The sequence below is a fragment of the Glutamicibacter sp. AGC84 genome, from assembly GCF_053543575.1.
This window is the reverse complement of sequence record NZ_JBLVOC010000016.1, coordinates 107,433-130,143: the sequence shown is the minus strand read 5'-3', so window position 1 is coordinate 130,143 and position 22,711 is coordinate 107,433. Positions and strand designations below refer to the sequence as shown.

At 57.8% G+C, this 22,711-nt stretch carries 17 protein-coding genes; 13 read left to right on the top strand and 4 right to left on the bottom strand.

Annotation, left to right across the window (positions count from 1 at the left end; genetic code table 11):
* Together ACNPN0_RS11565 and secA are read left to right on the top strand one after the other, a co-directional pair.
* The coding region (locus ACNPN0_RS11565; RefSeq protein ID WP_448938102.1) for a winged helix-turn-helix domain-containing protein at positions 1-1,137 on the top strand (1,137 nt) is incomplete at its 5' end.
* 133 nt (positions 1,138-1,270) lie between these two features.
* A complete protein-coding gene (gene secA, locus ACNPN0_RS11560; protein ID WP_448938101.1) occupies positions 1,271-3,919 on the top strand; it encodes a preprotein translocase subunit SecA in 2,649 nt (882 codons plus the stop codon).
* Here secA and ACNPN0_RS11555 read toward each other — a convergent pair.
* Positions 3,916-4,440 (bottom strand): Rv3235 family protein, encoded by a 525-nt coding sequence (locus tag ACNPN0_RS11555; RefSeq protein ID WP_332485966.1) that lies wholly within the window; start codon positions 4,438-4,440, stop codon positions 3,916-3,918. The genes secA and ACNPN0_RS11555 overlap by 4 nt on opposite strands.
* Positions 4,441-4,480: 40 nt before the next feature.
* On the bottom strand, positions 4,481-5,203 hold the full coding sequence (locus ACNPN0_RS11550; RefSeq protein WP_448938100.1) for a hypothetical protein: 723 nt from the start codon (positions 5,201-5,203) through the stop codon (positions 4,481-4,483).
* 122 nt (positions 5,204-5,325) lie between these two features.
* On the opposite strand from ACNPN0_RS11550, the gene ACNPN0_RS11545 reads away from it, so the two are divergent.
* The 5 genes from ACNPN0_RS11545 to ACNPN0_RS11525 all read left to right on the top strand — a co-directional run bounded on the left by ACNPN0_RS11545 (position 5,326) and on the right by ACNPN0_RS11525 (position 14,302).
* Positions 5,326-5,886 (top strand): hypothetical protein, encoded by a 561-nt coding sequence (locus tag ACNPN0_RS11545; RefSeq protein ID WP_448938099.1) that lies wholly within the window; start codon positions 5,326-5,328, stop codon positions 5,884-5,886.
* A gap of 90 nt (positions 5,887-5,976) precedes the next feature.
* Positions 5,977-6,642 (top strand): hypothetical protein, encoded by a 666-nt coding sequence (locus ACNPN0_RS11540; RefSeq protein WP_332498142.1) that lies wholly within the window; start codon positions 5,977-5,979, stop codon positions 6,640-6,642.
* On the top strand, positions 6,639-7,886 hold the full coding sequence (locus tag ACNPN0_RS11535; protein WP_448938098.1) for an AAA family ATPase: 1,248 nt from the start codon (positions 6,639-6,641) through the stop codon (positions 7,884-7,886). The genes ACNPN0_RS11540 and ACNPN0_RS11535 overlap by 4 nt, the downstream gene beginning before the upstream one ends.
* Positions 7,887-8,011: 125 nt before the next feature.
* Positions 8,012-12,805, top strand: coding sequence for an NAD-glutamate dehydrogenase (locus ACNPN0_RS11530; protein ID WP_388022488.1), 4,794 nt, complete (start codon positions 8,012-8,014; stop codon positions 12,803-12,805).
* A 9-nt stretch (positions 12,806-12,814) separates the two neighbouring features.
* A complete protein-coding gene (locus tag ACNPN0_RS11525; RefSeq protein ID WP_105656813.1) occupies positions 12,815-14,302 on the top strand; it encodes a sensor histidine kinase in 1,488 nt (495 codons plus the stop codon).
* 77 nt (positions 14,303-14,379) lie between these two features.
* Here ACNPN0_RS11525 and ACNPN0_RS11520 read toward each other — a convergent pair whose 3' ends face one another.
* Complete coding sequence (locus ACNPN0_RS11520; RefSeq protein ID WP_448938096.1) at positions 14,380-16,101, bottom strand: LysM peptidoglycan-binding domain-containing protein; 1,722 nt, start codon at positions 16,099-16,101, stop codon at positions 14,380-14,382.
* 206 nt (positions 16,102-16,307) lie between these two features.
* On the opposite strand from ACNPN0_RS11520, the gene ACNPN0_RS11515 reads away from it, so the two are divergent.
* Positions 16,308-16,661, top strand: coding sequence for an Rv2175c family DNA-binding protein (locus ACNPN0_RS11515; RefSeq protein ID WP_105656811.1), 354 nt, complete (start codon positions 16,308-16,310; stop codon positions 16,659-16,661).
* Positions 16,662-16,761: 100 nt separating this feature from the next.
* Here ACNPN0_RS11515 and ACNPN0_RS11510 read toward each other — a convergent pair whose 3' ends face one another.
* Positions 16,762-17,868, bottom strand: coding sequence for a polyprenyl synthetase family protein (locus tag ACNPN0_RS11510; RefSeq protein WP_105656810.1), 1,107 nt, complete (start codon positions 17,866-17,868; stop codon positions 16,762-16,764).
* A gap of 162 nt (positions 17,869-18,030) precedes the next feature.
* On the opposite strand from ACNPN0_RS11510, the gene dinB reads away from it, so the two are divergent.
* From dinB to ACNPN0_RS11485, 5 genes are all read left to right on the top strand, one after another.
* Positions 18,031-19,197, top strand: a complete 1,167-nt coding sequence (gene dinB, locus ACNPN0_RS11505) for a DNA polymerase IV (protein WP_133834285.1) — start codon at positions 18,031-18,033, stop codon at positions 19,195-19,197.
* Between the two features lie 182 nt (positions 19,198-19,379).
* Positions 19,380-19,763: a DUF3040 domain-containing protein gene (locus ACNPN0_RS11500; RefSeq protein WP_105656808.1), complete on the top strand. Its 384-nt coding sequence runs from the start codon at positions 19,380-19,382 to the stop codon at positions 19,761-19,763.
* 528 nt (positions 19,764-20,291) lie between these two features.
* A complete protein-coding gene (mraZ, locus tag ACNPN0_RS11495; RefSeq protein WP_038990697.1) occupies positions 20,292-20,705 on the top strand; it encodes a division/cell wall cluster transcriptional repressor MraZ in 414 nt (137 codons plus the stop codon).
* A 170-nt stretch (positions 20,706-20,875) separates the two neighbouring features.
* Complete coding sequence (gene rsmH / locus ACNPN0_RS11490) at positions 20,876-21,868, top strand: 16S rRNA (cytosine(1402)-N(4))-methyltransferase RsmH (RefSeq protein WP_181148802.1); 993 nt, start codon at positions 20,876-20,878, stop codon at positions 21,866-21,868.
* Between the two features lies 1 nt (position 21,869).
* On the top strand, positions 21,870-22,640 hold the full coding sequence (locus tag ACNPN0_RS11485; RefSeq protein ID WP_105656806.1) for a hypothetical protein: 771 nt from the start codon (positions 21,870-21,872) through the stop codon (positions 22,638-22,640).
* The last annotated feature ends 71 nt before the right edge of the window (positions 22,641-22,711 follow it).

The following is a 22,711-nucleotide window of genomic DNA, read 5'->3' as shown; positions in this document are numbered from 1 at the left end:
GAAGAATCGCGTTGGCCCCCCCAAGGCCTGTCCAAGGGCAGGAAAGAACAACCCTTCACCGCGCGGAGAATCGTCAGCGCTATCGGTAGTATCGCGCAATTGCAGATTGACTCGGTGAACGTCGTTCGCAGGGCCCATTACATGCCGATGTTCGCCCGGCTCGGCGCCTATGACACCAAGGTGCTGGACCAGCTTCTGGCCAAACCGCTCAGCCCTATCACCGAATATTGGGCCCATGAGGCCTCGGTGGTCAGCTCCGAACTCATTCAAGACCTGCGGGTATGGCAGCGCCGAACCTGGATCGATAAATCAGATGGGTTCTCCGCCGAACAGCATGACCTCTCGGATCGCGTCCTTGAATACCTGTCCAATAACCCAGGCTCCAGCGCCCGGCAAATCAGCCAGGCTTTGGATGTCGCCCCGGACGGGGAGAAAAAGCACTGGGGGTGGAATTGGAATGACACCAAGTTCGTCACCGAGTCCCTTTTCGCCCAAGCCAAGATCTTGACGCTGGGACGCAACTCCCAGTTTGAACGCCGTTACGCACTAGCCGCGGATGTGGTGGGCACGCAACAGGAACTCGATGCGGCGCAGCGGCACGAGGCCCTCGCCCGGCTGGTTGTCCGGGCCATGGATGCCCTTGGCATCGCCACCGCTCACTGCGTCGCAGAGTATTTCCGTCTTCCGGTGCGCGCGGCCAAAGAAGAGCTCGCCCAGCAAGCACGTGCAGGTCTCATCGAAGAAGTACAGGTTGCCGGCATTGCCGAGCCTTGCTATTTGCAGGCCGGCACCAAGATTCCGCGCAGGATCGATCCTGACCTGCGTTTGCTGTCACCTTTTGATTCGATGGTTTTCAACCGCCGCCGGCTGGAGAAGTTCTTCGGGTTCGAATACCGTATCGAAATCTACGTGCCGGCAAATCAGCGCCGCTACGGCTACTACGTTTTCCCGATGCTTTTCGGCGAAGAGTTCGTGGGCCGAGTGGACCTGAAAGCTGACCGGGCCAGGTCGGTGCTGCACGCAAAGCAGGTGCATTACGAGCCGGGTGTCGACGCCAGTGTCGAGGCTGGATTGCGAGCCGAGCTGGAGCGCATGGCGCGCTGGCTGGAACTTGAACGAGTGGAAATCGGGCTGTGAAGGGCCTGTTGATCAAATCGCTGTTCGCTATAAGAACAGCGCAAATGGGATTGAAATAGCCAGATGTGCTGTTTTCCTCACGTAGACTGAAGACGCCAGAAATTACTGTGCTTGAGATATTGGGAGCTACCACGTGGCATCATTGCTAGAACGTATTTTGCGTACCGGCGACAAGAAGATTCTGAAGACTCTTCGTAAGTACGCCGACACGATCAATACGTTGGAAGTCGAAATTCGCGAACTTTCGGACGAAGAGCTCAAGGGTGAAACCGACAAGTTCCGCGAACGTTTGGCTAACGGTGAGACGTTGGATGACTTGCTCCCAGAAGCTTTTGCGGTGGTCCGCGAAGCCTCGGACCGGGTCCTTGGCATGCGCCACTTCGACGTCCAGCTCATGGGCGGTGCTGCCCTGCATCTGGGAAACATCGCTGAAATGCGTACCGGTGAAGGCAAGACCCTGGTCGCTACCGCACCGGCTTACCTGAACGCGTTGACCGGTGACGGCGTGCACGTGGTGACAACCAACGACTTCCTCGCCCAGTACCAGTCGGATCTGATGGGTCGCGTCTTCCGCTTCCTCGGTCTGACCTGCGGCTGCATTCTCTCCAGCCAGAAGCCTGCCGAGCGGCGCAAGCAGTATGAAGCCGATATCACCTACGGCACGAACAACGAGTTCGGATTCGACTACCTGCGCGACAACATGGCGTGGAGCAAGGACGAGCTGGTCCAGCGCGGACACAACTTCGTCATCGTCGATGAGGTCGACTCGATCCTGATCGATGAGGCGCGTACCCCGCTGATCATTTCCGGACAGGCTTCGGGCGATGTGAACCGCTGGTACACCGAATTCTCCAAGATCGTCTCGCGACTGAAGCGCGAAGACGATTACGAGGTCGACGAAAAGAAGCGCACCATTGGCGTGCTGGAGTCGGGCATCGAAAAGGTCGAGGACTACCTGGGCATCGATAACCTCTACGAAGCGAACAACACCCCGCTGATCGGCTTCCTGAACAGCGCCATCAAGGCCAAGGAACTGTTCAAGAAGGACAAGGACTACGTCGTTGTCAACGGCGAAGTCATGATCGTTGACGAGCATACTGGCCGTGCACTGGCAGGCCGCCGCTACTCCGAGGGCATGCACCAGGCCATCGAAGCCAAGGAAAACGTTGAGATCAAGGCCGAGAACCAGACTCTGGCCACCGTGACCTTGCAGAACTACTTCCGCATGTACGCCAAGATCTCGGGCATGACCGGTACGGCGCAGACCGAGGCCGCGGAATTCATGGGTACCTACAAGCTGGGCGTGGTGGAGATTCCTACCAATAAGCCAGCAATCCGCATGGACCAGTCGGACTACATCTACAAGAATGAAGTCGCCAAGTTCAATGCTGTGGTTGAGGACATTGCCGAGCGCCATGCGACGGGCCAGCCGATCCTGGTGGGCACCACCAGCGTGGAAAAGAGCGAATACCTCTCCCGGCTGCTCTCCAAGAAGGGCATCCGCCACGAGGTGCTCAACGCCAAGCAGCACGCTCGCGAAGCTGCCGTGGTCGCGATGGCCGGCCGCAAGAACGCGGTGACCGTTTCTACCAACATGGCCGGCCGCGGTACCGACATCATGCTCGGCGGCAACGCTGAGTTCCTGGCCGTGGCCGAGATGGAGCGCCGTGGCCTGGATGCGGAGAACAACCCGGAAGAGTACAACACGGTCTGGGACGAAGTCTTCGACAAGGCGAAGGAAACCGTCGCCAACGAATCGAAGGAAGTTGCATCGCTCGGCGGCCTGTACGTGCTGGGCACCGAACGGCACGAATCACGCCGCATCGATAATCAGCTGCGTGGTCGCTCCGGCCGCCAGGGCGACCCGGGCGAATCGCGTTTCTACCTGTCGATGACCGATGACCTGATGCGCCGGTTCAACTCCGGGATGGCCGAGCGCATCATGAACAACCCGTCGATGCCAGATGACGTGGCGCTGGAATCCAAGATGGTTTCGCGCGCCATTGAGTCCGCCCAGGCACAGGTGGAAGGCGTCAACGCCGAGCAGCGCAAGAATGTGCTGAAATACGATGACGTGATGAACCGCCAGCGTGAAGCGATCTACGCTGACCGCCGTTCCATCCTTGAAGGCGACGACCTCGAAGAGAAGGTCGGCCACTTCCTGGAAGATGTCGTCAAGGCAATGGTCCTGGAAGCGACCCAGGTCGGCGATCCGGACGATTGGGAGCTCAAGTCGTTGTGGACCAACCTCAAGCAGCTGTACCCGATCGGCATCACCATCGATGAAGTTCTCGAAGAGGCCGGCGGAGTGGGGCACCTCTCCGCGCAGTTCCTGGAACGCGAAATCCTCTCGGATGCCCAGTACCAGTACGAAGAGCGGGAAAAGCTTGTTGGTTCTTCCACCATGCGCGATCTGGAGCGCCGTGTAGTGCTCTCGACCATCGGTCGCAAGTGGCAGGAGCACCTGTACGAGATGGATTACCTCAAGGAAGGAATCGGACTCCGTGCCATGGCCCAGCGCGACCCGCTAGTGGAATACCAGCGTGAAGGCTACACCATGTTCCAGACCATGATGGAGGGCATCCGCGAGGAAAGTATCGGAACCCTCTTCAACTTGGAGATCCCCACCGGAGCTGAAGCAGTTGCCGCGCCAGCGGTCGACGAATCGGCGAAGCCGAAGAACCTGCAGTTCACCGGCCCGGATGAAGATGGCGAAGCCAGCACCACTCGCGCCCAGGCAACGTCGAGCAAGAAGAAGAACAAGAAGGCCAAGCGCAGCTAGATTAGCTCCACATCGGTCACCTGCCACCGTCCGTGCCAGGGCTCAATTTTCAGAGCCACGGCACGGACGCGGTATTTAAAGCCCAAGATGACGGTGCATTCCCAAGAACCTGATATGCACCGGTCCAGGTGCAATGAGATGATCTGCCCGTGTGCCGTGCCCGGCAGCGGCTCGAGCGTGTAGCACTGGGTCTCCAGGAGGGCCCGGCGCCGGAGCTTGGCAATGCAAGAGGGCTCCATCACGAATGCCAGCTGATTCACGGTGCGGTACCCAGCCACGATTTCGAAGACCGCGCGGGCTACTGCATGCGAAATCTCAACGATGGCCCGGTGCTCGCTGCGGTAGACAGCAGAGCGATGGAAGATATTGTCCATTGCCCGACGCAGGTGAGCCGGAGCCTGGCATGGATCGGCAGCCGAGGTGGCGCCAGCCGGGTTCGGGTCTGGGAGGTTGGCTGCGTAGATATCCGGTTGATAGTAGCCGGTGTTGGCGCTACGGGGGCTGATGGCGATGGTGCTCATGATGACTCCTAGTTGGGCGTGGGGAAGTTCTTGAATGCGCTTAGCTGGCTGGTGGTAGTTCAAGTACCGTTCCAACTCGCAGCAGGTCCGGGTCGGTGCCGATGGACTTCTTGTTGCGTTGATAGATCTTTGGCCAATAGGCAGAAATTTCTTCCACGGTGGCCTGGGCACCTAGATGCTCTGCCGCTATGGTCCACAGATTCTGCCCTTCTGCGACGACAACTTCTGTGCGTTGCACCGAACGTTGGCCTGGATTCCTGGTCCCGGGGGATACCAGCGGGCTCAGGGGAACGCTCATGGATTCGGGGAACCATTGCGGGCTCGGTACGGAGTTTTGCTGCGGGCCTGCATAGCTGGCTAGTTCTTGGCTGGCGTTTTCCGCCGGGACGTGTGCCAGGGAAACCGCCAGCGGTTCACCCGCATAGGACGCAGCGACTGAAGAGAGGGCAATCGAGGTTCCAAGCATTGAGCCTAGAATTCTCCTGCTCAGTGCGGGGGCGATCCGTTCGAAGAACCGCGCTAGCTTCGGCTTGCGGTGGGTGAAGGCCCAGCGGATCATCTGGGCCAAGCCCACGCGCAGCAAGTACAGCGTAAGCAACGCCAGGAACGAAAGGCTGACGAGAAGCCTTATGTGGTCCGCTGTGGCGCGCCCATCGACTGGGGACCGGAAGTAATCAGATATCCACTGGATTCCCACATAGATAATGACCAATGACGCTGCGGAAAAGAGCAGCAGCACGAATATTTGCCGTTGGCGAGACATCCGAATCACTTCCTTGAATGAATTTTGATGTGATTTGATATTGTTTGATGTTCATAGTGGCACTTAGAGATCGTTTTGTGAATAGGGTTACGCAAAAATGTTTATTCTCGTACAGTGGGCGCATGCGGTGGGATTCTCTCTTCGACGACTTGGAAGCTCAGCTAGCAGAACAGAGCCGGGCGCAGCTGCGTGAAGAAATTGCCGAAAACATCAGGGTTGAACGGGCAACTGCCGAACTGCTGCCCACTCTGATGCGGTTCTACGGACACGAATTGAGCCTCCGGCTGGCCGGGGGAACCGAACTCCGCGCGAAACTCGGCCCTTGCGCGACCGATTACATCTGCCTGGAAACAGAGCAGGCCCAATGGGTGATCCGCAGTGGAGCGGTTGAATCCTTCGCCCTTCCGCCGGGGCGCGCACCTGCGGTGGAACGGCGGGCGCCGGGCCGCTCGGTGAAGTTCTCCACGGTTCTGCGGGGATTGCTCCGGGACCGCGCACGATGCCATGTTTTTGGCCGTGCGGGCAGCTCCATGGCTGAAGGAACGCTGACTCAGGTAGCCAAGGACTTTTTGATAATTCTGGTGCATCCTCGCGATGAATTCGCCAGAGCACAGCAGGCCTCAACGCAATTGCTGATTCCCCTGGATGCCATCGGATGGGTCGAAGCGATCACTCTTTCGTGATCCACAAGTGCACGCAAGGTCTTTCCAGCAGGACCAAGTTGTCGTAGGCTCACCATCCATAAGCACCTATGCTGGCGGAAGGTCAGAGCCTTGATCACAGAACAGATCGCCCAGGACGCGCGGACAACCTCGGCCTCGCGTGTGCGACGGCCGAGTTGGAAGGACCCACGCCTGGCTCTCGGTGCGGTGCTCGTAGTCGCTTCGGTCGCGGGAACCGTGTACCTGGTCGGCGAATTGCATCAGACGTCCACGGTGTATGTCGCCAGCACTAATATCACCCTCGGAGAAAAGCTGACCAGCGAGAACATGAAAACTCAAGAAGTCCAGCTTGGCGAAACTCTCGAGAACTACCTGCACACAGATGCGCAGCTCGGCCAGGACGCCCGAGCGAACACCTTTATCAGCGAAGGGCAGCTGATTCCAGTCACCTCGATAATACACAGTGAAGTGGGATCGCGCAGGCCGGTCAATGTCGATCTTCCGGCAGACCTTTCTTCGTCGATTACCCCCGGTAGCTTTGTTGACGTATGGATTGCCAAACGCGAAACCAGCGGCAGCACCTACGGAGTCCCGGAAAAGCTCTCCTCCATGGTCGAAGTCGCCGCACGCGTTGAAAGCGGTGGGGGACTGGTGGGAACCCAAGGCACCAACCTGGAACTGCTGGTGGAACCGAATCAGCTTGAACCGCTGCTTCAAGCGCTGGCCAACGAATCGAGAATTATCGTCGTCTACAACCCGGCCGGGACCGAACAATGAGTATTTCGGTCGTAGTGCTCGGCGACCAGGAGAAAATCGTCCGGCAAATCGAAGGGTACCGCGGGGAACTGATGGTCACCCGCGTCTGCTCCGGCATAGCCGAAGCCATTGCCGCTTGCGATACCGGAATGGCTGATGTGCTGATCGTTGCCGACGCCCAGCTGGTGCCGCCCATGGAACAACTTGATGCGTTGCTGATGCGCCAGACAGCGGTTGTCCTGTTCTTTGACCGGCCCGAAGACTGGAAGCCATTGCCTGATGTCCTTCATCTGCCTGCGGATTCCGGCATGGCCGAGCTGGAAGGACGCATCAGGGGCGTAGTTCAGTCATTGAATCGTTCTGGAACCGACGGAACGCTCGCGGTTCCCGAACCGGAGGACGACTCTACGGGCCGGAACGGAAGAATCGTCAGCTTCTGGAGCGCCCCTGGATCTCCCGGGCGCAGTACCGTCGCGCTGAATTATGCGGTGGAAACGGCGGCAGCAGGAAAAACCGTGGTGCTTCTGGACGCAGATACCTACGCCGCCAGCATCGCCATTCAATTGGGGCTCATGGACGAATCGGCATCCATCGCGCAGTTGTGCCGTGCCATCGACGCCGGCTCGTTGGATGTTGCCCGACTCAACGCTGCATGTTCCTTGGTCCAGGTCGGGGAGGCGACCATGCGCGTGGCGACCGGAATCCCGCGTGCTAGCCGGTGGCCCGAGGTCCGGGCCTCGGCGCTGCGGCGAGCGGCCATGCTGCTCAAAGTTCACTACGACCTGGTCGTATTGGATTTGGCTCCGTACATTGAATTGGACGAACAGCTCAGTTTCGATACCCAAGCACCACAGCGAAACGCTGTCACCGTCGAGATGCTCCAGTGCTCCGATGAGCTTTTCATGATCGTGCGTGCCGACAGCTTGGGAATTCCGCGTGCACTTCGCGCCATCGACGAATTGGAGGATGCACTGCCCGGGCTGAATCCGAAAATCGTCTTCAACCGCGTGGGAGCCAGCAGTACCGGGCGCAGCCCGAAGCGCAGGTTGATTGAAGCGTGGGACCGGTTTGGGCCGACGCACCAAATCGCAGGGTATCTGCCCGAGGACAGCGCCGCGTGCAACGCGGCAGTGCTGGGAGGAAGCCCATTGCTCGAAATCGCACCTCGGTGCCTATTGCGTATGGAAATACGGTCTTTGGCCGGCATAAATTCCACGGATTCACCCAAGAAATGGAATAGTCGTCGATTTCGCTCCGAAGCTTGAACCCCAGAGGTGAAAACCGAGTAATGTGGGTAAAACTAGAGATCCGCAAAGGCGCGGATTGATCGAACTTTGTTCTTGGAGGCGTTCTTTTGAACTCGTCGGAATCCAGCATGTCAGAATCATTCATGGATGAGACACTCACCTCGAAATTGGTGAGCGAGTACTATGGCCAAATTGCGACCGAAGACGTGGCGGCCTACCGGCCAGACGAACTCGAAGCTCGCGTGGCAGCACATCTGGAAATCGGGTATCAGCGTGATGCTGAAAACGCTAATGTCGCCATTACCCGCAACAACGGAATTTCAGTGGTCCACATCGTCACCGATGACATGCCATTCCTTGTTGATTCGGTAACTGCCGCACTAGTGCAGCTGAATTCACCAATTCAGCTGGTAGTGCATCCGACGTTCGTTGTCTCCCGCAAGACCGAGACCGGCGAAATTTCAAAGATCAGCCATGCTGGTCTGCAGCATGTTGCCAGCGGTGACACCGCTGCGCTCTCGGATTTGAGCACCCTGATTTCGGCCGGTGCAGAAACCCGCATCGAATCGTGGATTTCAGTCGAGCTCGCTCGCGAGCTCAGCGATGAGCAGGCCAAGGAATTTGTTGAGCGCCTCTATAGCGTTCTGGCAGATGTGCGTGTTGCAGTGAAGGACTGGCCGGCCATGCTGGACCGGGCCAAGGATATCGCGCAGAGCCTTCCGCAGACTCCGAAGGCTGAGGAAATCGCCGAGGTGCAGCAGGCATCGGAGCTGCTGGACTGGTTAGCTGACGGAAAGTTCACGTTCCTGGGCTACCGCGACTACTCGCTGGAAACCATCAACGGCGAAGACGTCCTGGTCGCCCGCCCAGGCAGCGGCTTGGGACTGATGCGCGATCTGGCGGACCAAGGTCCACAGCACCTGACCAAGCGCGGCCGCATCACCGCTCGCGACAAGCGTGCGCTGATCGTGACCAAGGCGAACTCCCGTTCCACCGTTCACCGTGGCGTGTACCTGGACTATGTCGGAGTCAAGAGCTTCGATGCCAATGGCGAAGTCAACGGCGAACGCCGTTTCATCGGCCTCTTCTCCTCCAGTGTTTACACCTCGAGCGTGAAGACCGTCCCGCTGGTACGCGAAAAGGTTGAAGCGGTGCTGAAGCGCACCGGCTTCGCGCCTGATTCCCACTCGGGCAAGGACATCACCACTATTCTGGAAAGCTACCCACGCGATGAGATGTTCCAAATCTCCGTCGACGAGTTGACCAAGATTGCCCTCGGTATCCTGCGCCTGCAGGAACGCCGCCGCACCTCGGTCTTCCTTCGCAAGGACGACTACGGCCGCTTCGTCACTGCCATGGTGTTCCTGCCACGTGATCGTTTCTCCACCGCAGTGCGCCTGCGGGTGGAGCAGGAGCTGCAGCGCAGCTTCAACGCAGAATCCGTTGAATATGAAGCGCAGCTGGGTGCGGGCGCGCTCGTTCGCTTGTTCTACCGACTGCGCCTGCAACGCCACGGACTGGCCCCCGTGGTTGACCGTAAGGCACTGGAGAATCGTATTGCCAAGGCCGTGCGCTCCTGGTCTGACGCCATCGTTGACACCGCCCGCGCGCGCCTGGAACTGGGCGATGCCAACACGCTGTCCAACGCTTGGGCCGAAGCTTTCCCGGCTTCCTACAAGGTGCAGTTCGAAATCGAAGATGCGCTGAAGGATATTGACCTGCTCACCGAGTTGAGCAGTCCAGAAGTCGATGGCCCGGTTGTCTCCTTCTACGATGACGAGAAGCAGGATGAGGATTCTGCTGTTTCCAAGCGCATGAAGATCTATGTGACCAAGCCGCTGCTGCTCTCGCGCATACTGCCAGTTCTGCAGCATCTGGGTCTGGAAGTCGTCGATGAACGCCCCTACGAGCTGAATCCAGAAGGAATCGGCGAACGCTACATCTACGACATGGGCCTGAAGATCGATGAGGAGATCAACTTCCAGGCCGTGGAAGCCAAGCTGGCTGAGGCCTACTGCGCAGTGGTCCGCAACCTCGCCGAATCCGACAGCCTTAACGCACTGGTGCTGCACGAGGGACTCACGTGGGAGGAAGTCTCGATGCTTCGTGCCTACGCCCACTACCTGCTGCAGCTCGGGGTTCCGAACTCCACTGGCTTCATCGCCAGCACCTTGGTTGGCAACCCGTCAGTCACCCACGCCATTGTGGAGCTGTTCCAGGCCACCTTCGACCCGCAGCTGAGCTCCGTGGCTTCGGAAGCTGCTCGGCAGAAGGCGCACGCAAAGGTCACCGAAGCGCTGGAATCCGTGCCAACGTTGGATGCCGACACCTTGCTGCGCCGTTTCGTGAAGGTGATCGAAGCGACCAAACGCACCAACTACTTCACCACCCACCAGGCACTGGCATTCAAGCTGGCCCCGGAAGAGATCGATTTCGCGCCATTCCCGCGTCCGAAGCACGAACTGTGGGTCTACTCGCCGCGTGTTGAGGGTACCCACTTCCGCTTCGGCGCCGTGGCCCGTGGTGGCCTGCGCTGGTCCGATCGCCGAGAAGATTTCCGTACGGAAGTTCTGGGTCTGGTCAAGGCCCAGATGGTCAAGAACTCCGTCATCGTGCCAACTGGTGCCAAGGGCGGTTTCTATGCAAAGCAGCTTCCCAATCCAGCTCTCGACCGCGGCGCATGGATGGAAGAAGGCAAGGGCGCGTACAAGGTCTTCATCCGCACCCTGCTGGAGCTGACCGACAACATGGTTACCGACGAAAACGGTGAGCACATCGAAGCCCCTGCCAACGTGGTTCGTCGCGATGGCGATGATTCCTACCTGGTGGTCGCTGCCGACAAGGGCACCGCGAGCTTCTCCGATATCGCCAACTCGATCTCGGCCGACAAGGGCCACTGGCTGGGCGATGCCTTTGCTTCGGGCGGCTCGGTGGGCTACGACCACAAGGGCATGGGCATCACCGCACGCGGCGCCTGGGAATCGGTGAAGCGCCACTTCTTCGAGCTGGGCATCGACACCCAGAAGGACGAATTCACCGCCGTCGGCGTGGGCGACATGTCCGGAGACGTGTTCGGCAACGGTTTGCGCCGTACCCCCACCGTGAAGCTGGTGGCGGCCTTCGACCACCGTGATATCTTCCTGGATCCGAACCCGGATCCCCAGGTCGCCTTTGACGAGCGCCAGCGCCTGTATGATCTGCCACGCTCCAGCTGGGCAGACTACAACAAGGAGCTGCTCTCGGCCGGAGGCGGCGTGTACTCGCGCAGCCTCAAGTCCGTGCCGGTTAGCGCCGAGGTCCGCGAGGTCCTGGGCTTGGACGCCGGCACCACCAAGCTGAGCCCTAACGAACTGCTCAAGGCCATCCTCTCAGCGCCAGTGGACCTGCTCTACAACGGCGGTATTGGTACCTACGTGAAGTCAGCGGCTGAAACCCACGGCCAGGTCGGCGACCGAGCCAACGACGCCATCCGCGTCGACGGCGCAGATCTGCGCGTGAAAGTTGTTGGCGAAGGCGGCAACTTGGGCATGACCCAGCTGGGCCGTATTGAGGCAGCCCGCAAGGGCGTCCTGCTGAACACCGATGCCATTGACAACTCTGCTGGCGTGGACACTTCTGACCGCGAAGTGAACATCAAGATCTTCGTGGACCGCCAGATCAAGGCGGGCAATCTCACCGAGGCTGAACGCACGGAGTTCCTGCTCTCGATGACCGATAACATCGGTGATCTGGTGCTGACGACCAACTTCGAACAGAACGTGTTGCTGCTCAATGAGAAGCATGCGGCACTGACCTGGACACCAGCGTACGAGCGCCTGATGCAGTGGCTGGAAGCCCATGCTGACTTGAACCGTGGCTTGGAGTTCTTGCCAAACGCGGATCAGCTGGAAGAGCGCCGCGCCGCTGGCGAGGCGATGACCACCCCAGAGCTCTCGGTGCTGGCCGCATACGCGAAGATCCAGCTGGCGAACGCGCTGACCGAATCCGATCTCGCCGATGATCCGTACTTCACCCGGACCCTGCGCCGCTACTTCCCAACCAAGTTGGTAGAGCGTTTCGGGGATCAGCTCGAAAGCCATCCGTTGCGCCGAGAAATCATCGCGACCGTGATCGCCAACGACATCGTGAACATGGGCGGCATCACCTACGTCTTCCGTGCCATGGAAGAAACCAGTGCCAGCGAAGTCCAGATTGCCAAGGTCTTCTGCGCGCTGCGTGAGATCTACGGGTTCGACCGCCAGTTCGATGCGATCAATGCACAGCCTGCCGGAACCGATCTGGAACACTGGGGCCGCCAGCACCACGACATGCGCCGCCTGCTGGACCGTGCCACCCGCTGGTTCATCAACCGCGTCGATCAGGAACTGCTGGTCACCGAAGCGGTCAAACGCTACGAAGCGACGGTTACCGAACTGCGTGAGGCCCTGCCAACCTTGGTTCGGGGCACTGACCTCCAGAGATTCCAGGAGTGGCGTGAAGAGGCCATGGACCAGGGGATCCCGGAGCGTCGTGCCAGCATGTGGGCGACTCAGTTCGAATCCTACGCGCTGCTGGACGTGGCAGAATATGTGCACCGCACCGGGACCGCTCCGGTCAAGGTCGCAGAAACCTACTACGTGCTCTACGACTTGTTCGATGTGGACAGCCTGCTGAACCGCATCACCAACCTTCCTCGCTCGGATCGTTGGCAGGCGCTGGCTCGTGCCGCAATGCGCGATGACCTGTACACCACGATCATCGACCTGACCGGCAACATCCTGGATGCCCACGGCGATATTGCTGACCCGGCAGAGCGTGTTGCTGCATGGGAAGAGGCAAACGCGGCTAACCTTGATCGTGCGAAGACTATGTTCGCGGAAGTGAACAGCCTGGAACGAGACGACATGGCTTCACTTTCCGTGGCACTTCGCCTCTTGCGTTCCATCGTCCGAAGGTAAATACCGCCAATGGCCCTCATCACCGAAGAATTACGTCAACGTGCTGCACTAGCGCCCGGTGATGAGGATTGGCTCCACCTCCTGGTGGGGGACTGGCAACTGGTCTCGGATCTAGCATTCGCAGACCTGGTGCTCTGGTTCCCCACCGGGGACGGTTCCTATACGGCTTTGGCACACGTGCGCCCTTCCACCTCGCATACCGCCTTCCATAGCGACTTCGTGGGAGAACGGATCCGCAAGGATCTGCGCATCATGGTGGACCGCGCTTGGGAAACCAAGCAAGTGCAACGCTCGGCCGAACAAGCCGGCAAAGATATCATCATGGGGTTGACCACGGTGCAGGCGATTCCGCTAGTGCGCCAGAACCAACCGGTTGCGGTCATCACTTCCCACTTCGATCCGAACCAGTCCCGCACACCCAGCAATCTGGAATTGGTCTACCGGCAAAGCGCTGATGACCTGTTGCAGATGGGTACCCAAGGGCTGTGGCCGGACTTCGCCAGCCCTACCGGCTCCCGCCGTGGCGCGCCGCGCGTCGGTGATGGTTTCATCCGGCTCAACGTTGATGGAGCCGTCGAATTCGCCAGCCCGAACGCTGTTTCAGCTTTCCGCCGATTAGGCGCAGCTGATGTCCTCCAGGGCCAGCCACTGGCTGATCTGACGATGGCACTGGTCAGCGACCGTCGTGTAGTCGACGAAACTCTTCCGCTGGTGCTCCAGGGCAAGATGCCATGGCGTACCGAGGTGGAACATCGCGGAGTCACCCTCTCCCTGCGTGCCATTCCGCTGCGCAACGAATCAAAGCGCTGGGGCGCACTGGTGCTGTGCCGCGATGTGTCCGAACTGCGCCGTCGCGAAAAAGAACTGGTCACCAAGGACGCTACGATCCGTGAAATCCATCATCGCGTGAAGAACAACTTGCAGACTGTCGCGGCGCTGTTGCGCATGCAATCGCGCAGGATGAGCTCAGAGGACGGCAAGCAGGGCCTGGAGCAGGCAATGCGACGAGTCTCCACTATCGCTTCGGTCCACGACTTCCTGTCCAAGGGCCTGAACGAAACCGTCAAATTTGATGATCTGATGGATCGCCAGTTCCGTCTGATCGTGGAAATCGCTTCTCCGGAGCAAAGGGTCTCCACGCGTCGTGAAGGCGAATTCGGCATGCTTGACGCTGATTTGGCGACACCGTTGTCACTGGTGATCAATGAGCTGGTGACTAATGCCGTGGAACATGGACTAGCGCATCGCAACGGTGAAGTCGCGCTGGTTGCCGAACGCTACAAGGGTGCCGATAGCAAGGATTGGCTACGGGTTGTCATTGAAGATGACGGCCACGGGTTGCCAGAAGAGCCACGCCGCGAGGGACTTGGGCTGCAAATTGTCCGCACTCTGGTTACCAGCGAACTATCGGGTGAAATCCGTTGGGTACAGAGCGAGAAGGGCGGGACCAAGGTGGTAATCGACATGCCATTGGATCTTGACCACCGTACAGGCTAGGAGCAGCCTGATCAGCTGCAACAAAAAAAGAGGCACTTCCAACACACCGTGTTGGAAGCGCCTCTCCTTTTGGCTATTTAGCGGTAATTCTTCATGTGAGCCTTGATGCTGGCTACATAATGCTTGGTGTCTTCGTACATGCCGTTGTTACGAACACCGGCCAGGCCCTGGTAGTACGATGCGATTGCGTTGTCCAGGTTGTCGGTGTTGTCCAAATTGTAGGCAATTACTGCGACACCAGCTACAACGTTATCCCGTGGGTTCAGGACGTTCAGGTCCTGGCCAATGACCGATGCGATCCAGTCACCGGTGCTTGGCAGTACCTGCATGGCGCCAACGGCGTTAGCAGGGGAGACCGCACGCATGTTGAAGCCAGACTCCTGGTACGCGTGAGCCAACGCCAGAGCCGGGTCAACGCCCATGCTCTTTGCAGTGGAACGGATCAGGTCCTGCATCTCGCCGCGGCTCGGGACGCTGATCGAGTCAAGGTAGTCCTTGTTCGAGTTAGCATCTCGCACAACGTGATCTGCGTAGGTACGACCAGCGAAGCTATTGCCGATCTTCTGCTTCTTGACCTGACCCGACGGTGCAACCGAGGAGCCCGAAACCTTCAGCTTGGCGCCGATCTTCAATGGCGTGCTCGAGCTGTACTCGGGGTTCAAGTCCAGCAAGGTGGCCAGCTTCATGTCGTGGCTGGTCGCGATGCCACTGAGAGTATCGCCGGACTTCACGGAGTAGGTCGACGTCTTGGCCTTGGCCTTGGGCGCAGCAGTGCTCTTCGGCGAGGAGCTCGAAGACGACGTGCCACCCGAGACCTTGATCTTGCTGCCTGGGAAGATCGGCTTGCTGGCAGAGATGTCATTGGTCTTCAACAGATCGGACAAGCTCATGCCGTGCTTGGCCGCAATGCCGCTGAGCGTGTCACCGGACTTGACGGTGTAGCTTGAAGAACCGGAGGAGGAGGACTTCTTCTGGGAGGACTTCGACGAAGAGCCAGAGGACGAAGAACCCTTGACCTTGATCTTGTCGCCAGGGAAGATCACCTTGCTGGCCGAGATATCGTTCTTGCTAAGGAGCGAAGACAAGCTCATATTGTGCTTGATGGCGATGCTTCCGAGGGTGTCACCGTTCTTCACAGTGTAGGTTGAAGAACCCGACGAAGAAGAAGTTTTCTTCGTCTGCGTCGTATTGCTGGAGCTCGACGCCGAACCCTTGACCTTCAGCTTATTGCCGGGGAAGATTACCTTGCTTGCAGAGATGTCATTCTTCTTCAACAGATCAGACAAGCTCATGTCGTGCTTGCTCGCAATGCCGCTGAGGGTGTCACCGTTCTTGACGGTGTAAGTGGCGGTACTTGAAGATGACGAGCTCGAAGACTTGCCCTTGGAGCTGTTCTTCAAAGCATGACCGGAGACCTTGAGTGTCTTGCCGGCGACGATTGAATCATTCTTAAGATTATTGAGCTTCTTCAGCTCTGACACGGTTGTGTCATATTCCCGAGCGATGCTCCATAGGGACGCACCTGCCGGGATCTTGATTTCGGAAACATCTCGTTTAGCTGGCAATCCCAGCGTAGATACTCGCGAAGCGATCAGGTGGGCCTTGATCTGGTCTTCAGCGACCTTGATGGTCTCCGGAGTTACCGACTTGGCAAAGCTTCCTGAGGTGTTGGGAACAGTCATCGGTGCTGCCTGCGCTGCGGGAGCTAAGGCGAGGCTGCCAATGACCGCAGCGGGAATGGCCGCGCCTGCTACAACGCCTAACGCATGCTTGGAAGCATGTTTGGATTCGTGGGGCATGGAGTCAATCCTCATTTATACGGTGAAAATAACGGGCTTTGCTCCGCAGGTAACAGAGGGGAAGTGGTTCCCCATGTTGACTGTGATGCAATTGTTATCAAAGTGATACAAGAAAATTTACACTACTCCTGTGACTCATGGGAACTGCTGAGGTGAGTTTCATCCAAATTTCTGCGCGGATCAGGAATTTGTGGGAACCTTAAGGGGTGAAGGAAACCGTAGATCTCGTCGGCCAGTGGCTGACCCTGCCCGATGTGGCTGAAGAATTAGATGTAGATATTCGCCGCGTGCACCGACTGCTGGATGAGCGTGCCATTGTTTCGTTGAGAATTGGCGCTCGCAATGTCCGTTCGATCCCTGCAGATTTTCTCCAAGACGGAGTAGTGGTGGAAAGCCTGAAGGGCACTCTTTCGGTACTCTTGGATGCCGGCTTCTCCGATGAGGAATCGGTTATTTGGCTGTTCACCGAGGATGAATCGCTGCCCGGCACTCCAATGAATGCTCTGCGCACCGGACGTAAAACTGAAATCCGTCGGCGGGCGCAGGCCATGGGCTGGTGATGGCCCGGACGAACTAGCCTCAGTAATAACAAAAGGTCTCAACCGTATTCCATATCGCATGGATGGTTGAGACCTTTCGTTATGTCTTAGTAACGAATCGCTATTTACTTCTCTTTGTCACTGCATCACTGAGCTGCTGCATTCCCGCTAAGGCGAGGGGCGTGACGTGCAATGCGTTCAGGGCGAGATCTGATTGGGTGGTCAACTCACTAATGCTCTGCTCGGTGGCCGCCAGGGCGCCGCTATCGCGCAGAATACCGCTTAGTCTCAACACTTCTTCTTCGCTGAGATCCACTGCGCCGAGGCGACTCTGAATGAAGTCCTGTTCGTCAGAAGTTGATAGCAAGAGGGCGTGGGCAATCAATTCCGTGCGCTTGCCTTCTTGCAAATCGCCGCCGGTCGGCTTCCCTGTGACTGCTGGATCGCCAAACACGCCCAGAACATCGTCACGTAGCTGGAATGCCTCACCCAGCGGAAGCGCGAATGCGGAGTAGCGCTCCATAAGAGCCTCGCTGGCGCCGGCCAACGCGCCGCCAAGCAAGAAAGGGTTTTCAGTGGAGTATTTGGCTGACTTGAAGCGCACGATAGTGCGAGCTCGCTTGACCGCTTCCTTCGGATCGTAGGCGGGGCCCGCAGACTCTTCTAGAACATCAAGATACTGCCCGGCCATCACCTGGGTGCGCATCTGATTGAAGATGGTACGCGCCCGAGCGTTGAGGGAAGCAATACCTGAGAAAACTTCCTCGCTCAACGACAGGCATAGGTCGCCGGTAAGGATTGCGCTGGCCATGCCGTAGCTCGTTGCGCTCCCCGCAAGCCCAAGTTCTCGGTGCTGGGCCTCGAAGCGCTTGTGAACGCTCGGCTGACCGCGTCGTGTATCGGAATTGTCGATGATGTCGTCATGAATCAGCGCGGCTCCTTGGAAGAGTTCCAAGGCCACCCCGAGTTGGACGATGTCGCGTTCATCGGGCCGACCACCTGCACCGAGGTAACCCCAGAAAGCGAACAGGGCGCGAAGCCGCTTGCCGCCACGGGTCAGTGACGTGATCGCATTGACGATTTCGACGGCGCTGCTAGTAATCTGACCAACTTCAACGCTTTTCGCAGCCAGGAATTCTTCCAATAACTGAGCAACGTCAGAAGTGTAGGTACGGCTCAAGCTCTGGGCTTCAGTGTTGAGGTCCGGCACAGAATCAGGCATCGACATGCAAAATCATTTCTACGGGTAAACAACTAGTGGTTAGCAACAACTCTACCGGTGATTCCCGCCCGGCGAAGAAGGCACCCAAAGTACGCGGGGTGGGAACGGAATCCGAATATACATTCGAGTAAGCTGGTGGTGCAACCGAACGAGGGGAGAGGAATTGAAATGGTGGATCGTGCAATCCTCCATGTCGATATGGACGCCTTCTTTGTTTCAGTGGAACTGCGGGACCGCCCTGACCTAGTAGGCAAGCCAGTTATTGTAGGCCACCGTTCAGGCCGGAGCGTGGTGCTCTCTGCGTCTTATGACTGCCGAGCTCGCGGGATCCATTCGGCCATGCCGATGAGCCAAGCCATCCCGCTGCTACCGCAAGCTACCGTGATCGAGCCGAGCCATCACAAGTACACGCAAGCCTCGGCCCAGATCATGGCGTACTTCCGCACATTGACGCCTCTGGTTGAGCAAGTCAGTGTCGACGAAGCGTTCCTAGACGTTACTGGAAGCATGCGCATGCTTGGCGGGCCAGTGCAGATCGCTCAGCAGATCCGCGAATATATACGCAAAGAAATGGGACTGCCGGCCAGCGTGGGCATTGCAAGGAATAAATTCGTTGCGAAACTCGCTTCGACGTACGCCAAGCCTGACGGCATGGCGGTAGTTGCGCCCGAGCGAACCGAAGAATTCCTGCACGAATTACCCGTGTCGAAAATGTGGGGCGTGGGAAAACGAACCGCTAGTCAGCTTCACTCCTTGGGGATTGAGACCGTGGGGCAACTCGCTGGCGAGCCAGAAGCAAGATTGATTAGCCGGTTGGGGGAACACGGCCGCGCCCTTTATTTGCTCTCGCGGGGGATCGATAACCGTCCGGTGGAGGTTAGCCGGGATGAGAAGAGCATTTCATCGGAACATACCTTTGCGGTGGATATCACCGATCCCCAGGTGCTTGAGGGCGAACTTTTGCGGCTGAGCCATAAGGTCGGTCAACGGCTGCGGCAGCACGGCAAATCAGCCAACGGTGTTGGGCTCAAGATCAAGTACAAGGACTTTTCTGGAATTACGCGTTCGAAGGCGCTCGCAGCTGCGACAGATTCTTCAACGAAAATTAGCGAGTCCGCGCTGGCCCTTCTGCGAAAATTGACCCCTATGCCGCAACCGGTCCGGCTGATCGGGGTGAAAGCTGAACGGTTGCAAGATTACGAGTTGGGTCTGCAATTTAGCTTGGACCCCCGCGAAGAGAAAGCCCGAGAAGCGGAACGCATCGCTGACCAGATCGGACAGAGATTCCCGCAGTCCATCGTGACCCCAGCACGTTTTCTGCGCCCCAAGGAATAAACACATTCTGTGTAGAACGTATGGATATCTGGACAGTGGGGAAGATCAACTAGCAGGGCGGGTGCAAAAGAGACTATCCTTGAATTAAGTTCGATCGAATCCAGGGAACTTTTCCCTTCGACCCGACGTTGAACTTGAAGACGGTGGACGACCGTCGAGATTGCCTTTGGAAGGAGAAGACGATGCCGCTATCGGAACACGAGCAGCGTTTGTTGGAGCAGTTGGAAAAGCAGCTGCATGAAGACCGTCGCTTCGCTTCGAGCATGAAAGGCCCATCGGGCACGGGACGTTTGTCGACCCGCAATATTGCTCTGGGTATCTTGCTGGTAATCGTCGGCCTAGCGGGACTCATCTTTGGAATCTCGCAGCACATCATCATCGTAGGCGTTCTCGGCTTTGCGGTGATGTTCGCGGGTGTACTGCTTGCCCTGACTAAATCGGCTACTGGAAAAATTGGTCCGTCCAACGGAACGGGATCAAAATCTGCAGCCAAGAACAATTCGCAGTTCCTTTCCGGCCTGGAAGAAAAATGGAACCAGCGAAAGCGTGATCAGTCCGATAGCTGATCTGCATTGATATTGAGGTGTGACCCCTAGGGTTGCACCTCTTTTCTGTTTAAGCCCCGCTTCTCACATCCCTACGGTCACCGTGCACCTCATGCCGGGGCGCATGGGTTTCGTTCAATTCGGGAAGTTGGATGTCCTGGATATTCGGTGCGCCTATCTGAAGGTCGCGCGACTTTGCAAGTGATCTTGAATTCTCTGCAGATTCCAAGGTTCACGTCCACCTCGCCGGTCAGGCAGGCCCCCACTTCCCTCCCCAGGTTCCTCCACTTCCCACCACCGCGCCTAAAAATAGCTATATTCCGCGGATTTTGCGTGTGGAATCTCTGAAAAATACTGGATCATGCAGCTGGACGATTCCCATCCCTCCACCTGAACATAGGCTGAGCATCCGCTAGATTCAGGTGTTTTTTAACTCCAGACCCTCGCGAAACCACTGAAATTGCATTGACAGTGGAGGGTTGTGGAGTAAAGTGGAGGCAAGTAGAGAAGAATGGGGCTTCTGGCCACTTCACGGGAAAGGTGGTGTGCATGTTCCTTGGAACTTACACACCGCGTCTTGATGAAAAAGGTCGGTTGATTCTTCCAGCTAAATATCGAGATGAGCTGTCCTATGGGCTGGTTCTCACTCGCGGCCAAGAGCGTTGCATATACGTTTTCAGCCAGCGGGAATTTGAGAAGCAGCACGAGCAGCTGGCGCAGGCATCCTTGACCTCCCGGCGAGCACGCGACTATGCGCGTGTGTTCCTCTCAGGGGCCTCGGATGAAGTTCCAGATAAGCAGGGGCGCGTAACGATTCCGCAAGTGCTGCGCACTTATGGAGGCCTTGATCGGGAGGTCACAGTTATCGGTGCGGGCAACCGTATTGAAATCTGGGATTCGACCGCATGGCAGCAGTACTTGGATGAACAAGAAGACGTGTTCTCCGATACTGACGAAGATTAGGGCTTTGTGCCCTACACCGACAAAACACCACGTTTGTTGAGATGAGATCTCCAGCCACCTTGGGGTAGAAAATCGTCTGGCTTCACTTCCCCGGAGCCAGAAGGTTGGATCGCCACTTGGTTGGAGGGGGATCTGATCTCAACAGCAGATCGAAAGCGAAAGGGGGCGCAGTGCCAAATCAGGATTCCCAGCGACCAGCATCCGAACGCCACGTTCCAGTACTTCTGGACCGATGCGTTAATTTGCTAGCTCCAGGTATTGAGCGAGCCAATGCTGAAGGCCGTCGGGCAATTGTGGTTGACTGCACCCTCGGGATGGGTGGGCACTCCGAAGCCATCCTCAAGCGGTTCGACAACTTGCACCTGATCGGTCTAGACCGTGACGAGCAGGCTCACGAACTTGCCGGTGCACGACTCGCCCCGTTCCAGGACCGCATCGACCTCGTGCACGCGGTGTATGACGAAATTGCGGATGTCGTGGAAGATCTTGGGTTCCCGGGGGTCGACGGCGTTCTGTTCGACCTTGGCGTTTCCTCGCTGCAGCTCGATGAGCGTGAACGGGGTTTCGCCTATTCGTATGATGCACCGCTGGATATGCGCATGGACACCTCTGTTGGCCCAACTGCCGAGGACCTGGTCAACGACTTGGAACGCGACGAACTGCTTCGAATTATTCGACAGTGGGGCGAAGAGAAGTTTGCTGGACGCATCTCGACGGCAATCGTCGAGGCACGCGCCAAGAGCCGCATCACTACCACTGCTGAACTAGTTGAAGTGATCCGCAGCGTTGTGCCCGCGGCGGCTGCTCGAAACCATGGACACCCGGCCAAGAGGACCTTCCAAGCATTGCGTATTGCAGTGAATGAGGAACTTGACGTCTTGGAACGTGCGATCCCGGCGGCAATGGGAGCTTTGAACGTCGGCGGAAGAGTCGTCGTGATGAGTTACCACTCCTTGGAAGACAAAATCACCAAGCGGCACTTCGTCCATGGATCTACCTCGTCGGCCCCTCCGGGATTCCCGGTGGAGCTGGACGAACACAAAGCTGAATACAAGGTGCTCACCAAGGGCACTGAGAAGCCAAGCGACCACGAAATAGCAGAAAATTCACGTGCAGCCTCAGCCCGCTTGCGAGCTGTGGAACGAGTGTTGAAGAGGAGCTAGCATGAGCCAACGAGCCCAGCGCCGCGTGCAGAAGACCGCAGCCGTGAACAACCAGCCTGTTGTCGACGGTAATACTGCGCGTGCAATGCGACCCGAGCCCGTCCCAGCTAGCAACCTGCCTAAAGGCGATTCGCGTCAGCGCGTAACTCTTTCGTTGGTTCCTAAGATGAACGAAACCAGCAAGCGCTCCATGTTCACCATGTCTGCGGTGCTCGTTGTCTTGGCATTCAGCGTGATTGTTACGCTGGTGCTGCTCAATACTTCTGTAGCTCAGCGGCAGTACGACATCGTGAACTTGCGTTCGCAAGAGCGTGCGCTTTCCCAAGAGAATCAGGCACTGCTGAAGGAGGCCCAGTCGTTGGCGGCGCCACAGGCACTGGCCGCCAAGGCAAAGGACCTCGGTTTGGTTTCGCCAGGTGCTCCAGGGCTGATCAGCCTGTCTGAGGGCAAGGTTGCCCAAGACGCTGAGAAGGCGGTCAAGGCAAAGAACAGCAAGCAGGAATACGGAACTATTCCGCTGCCGGGCGACAGCATCCGCAAGGGTGAAAGCAAAACTGAAGCCAACGCATCAAACACGCCGAAGACCACTGTGGGTAAAGCCTCAGCAGATTCACAGAAGGAGTCCGGTGCCACTGAAGGTTCCAAGGAACCAGAGGTGAAGCCGGAGAAAGCTGAACGTGAAGTTGCCAGTGATGGCCGCCCAGTGTTCAATGACGCTGAGCTTAACGGGGGCACGATCCCTGCACCAAGCATCAAATCCCCAGCAGAGTAGTTAGCCCTTTCTAAGCTAGATACAGGTGGCCTACGCTGCTGGAAAACCACGCTGAGGGAAAGTTAGGTTCT

Coding starts and splice junctions, on each gene's coding strand:
- ACNPN0_RS11555 (WP_332485966.1), bottom strand. CDS start 4,440: ATGAGCACCATCGCCATCAGCCCCCGTAGCGCCAACACCGGCTACTAT.
- ACNPN0_RS11550 (WP_448938100.1), bottom strand. CDS start 5,203: ATGTCTCGCCAACGGCAAATATTCGTGCTGCTGCTCTTTTCCGCAGCG.
- ACNPN0_RS11545 (WP_448938099.1), top strand. CDS start 5,326: ATGCGGTGGGATTCTCTCTTCGACGACTTGGAAGCTCAGCTAGCAGAA.
- ACNPN0_RS11535 (WP_448938098.1), top strand. CDS start 6,639: ATGAGTATTTCGGTCGTAGTGCTCGGCGACCAGGAGAAAATCGTCCGG.
- ACNPN0_RS11530 (WP_388022488.1), top strand. CDS start 8,012: ATGGATGAGACACTCACCTCGAAATTGGTGAGCGAGTACTATGGCCAA.
- ACNPN0_RS11525 (WP_105656813.1), top strand. CDS start 12,815: ATGGCCCTCATCACCGAAGAATTACGTCAACGTGCTGCACTAGCGCCC.
- ACNPN0_RS11520 (WP_448938096.1), bottom strand. CDS start 16,101: ATGCCCCACGAATCCAAACATGCTTCCAAGCATGCGTTAGGCGTTGTA.
- ACNPN0_RS11510 (WP_105656810.1), bottom strand. CDS start 17,868: ATGTCGATGCCTGATTCTGTGCCGGACCTCAACACTGAAGCCCAGAGC.
- dinB (WP_133834285.1), top strand. CDS start 18,031: ATGGTGGATCGTGCAATCCTCCATGTCGATATGGACGCCTTCTTTGTT.
- ACNPN0_RS11500 (WP_105656808.1), top strand. CDS start 19,380: ATGCCGCTATCGGAACACGAGCAGCGTTTGTTGGAGCAGTTGGAAAAG.
- mraZ (WP_038990697.1), top strand. CDS start 20,292: ATGTTCCTTGGAACTTACACACCGCGTCTTGATGAAAAAGGTCGGTTG.
- ACNPN0_RS11485 (WP_105656806.1), top strand. CDS start 21,870: ATGAGCCAACGAGCCCAGCGCCGCGTGCAGAAGACCGCAGCCGTGAAC.